Below are 616 nucleotides of genomic sequence, written 5' to 3' on the forward strand. Positions count from 1 at the left end.
GGACAAGGGCTTACGAGCCGCACGGCAGGCCCCTTACCCGACTACGCGAATATCGGCCCTCTCGCGTGGACGGCCACGACCCCCCGCCCGTAGCGTCGTCGCAAGGGCCCCAACCGGGGCCATGCGCAAGGGGGTTTCAGCATGGCGCGCGAGGAACTGACCCGGCTGACCGGAAACGGGAACGGGGAGTGCGAGGACAACGACTGCCCCAACGTCTATCGAGCCGCAGGCGGCTCCCTTCTCGTTCAGGGCAACGTCTCCTTCGCCTTCCAGACCCCGCGAGGCGAGGCTCTGGTGGAAATCCCGGAATCGGTGCTCAGGGAGGCCGTTCGTGCTCTTGACGGGTGAAGCGTGGCAGGAGAAGTTCCGCGACTTTCGAAGAGAGGCATGGCGGCTCGAAACTCTGCCCGCCTACAAGGTTCCCCAGGCGGAAGAGAGGCTTCGCTCCTATCTGGCGGGAGAGCGCATCGACCCGCGCACCTACGCGAGCGAGTACACCGAGGACCTGAAGCGGGTAAGGCGCCAGGGAAAGAGCAAGGGACGCGTGCACATCGTGTCCCGGCCTCTTTCCAGGTACCTGGAGTACGAGTTCATGTACTACCGCCCCCACGCGTGG

General features: G+C 65.4%; 2 protein-coding genes. Both read left to right on the top strand.

What is annotated here, in order from left to right; all coding sequences use genetic code 11:
• Positions 1–141 precede the first annotated feature (141 nt).
• Complete coding sequence (locus KUM32_RS43105; RefSeq protein WP_187063106.1) at positions 142–348, top strand: hypothetical protein; 207 nt, start codon at positions 142–144, stop codon at positions 346–348.
• The coding region (locus tag KUM32_RS43110; RefSeq protein ID WP_374227632.1) for a DUF6879 family protein at positions 332–616 on the top strand (285 nt) is incomplete at its 3' end. The genes KUM32_RS43105 and KUM32_RS43110, both read left to right, overlap by 17 nt.

Source organism: Streptomyces sp. AC627_RSS907 (assembly GCF_019049165.1).

Bases quoted from the DNA above. Each gene is read 5' to 3' on its own strand.
- KUM32_RS43105 (WP_187063106.1), top strand. From the start codon at position 142: ATGGCGCGCGAGGAACTGACCCGGCTGACCGGAAACGGGAACGGGGAG.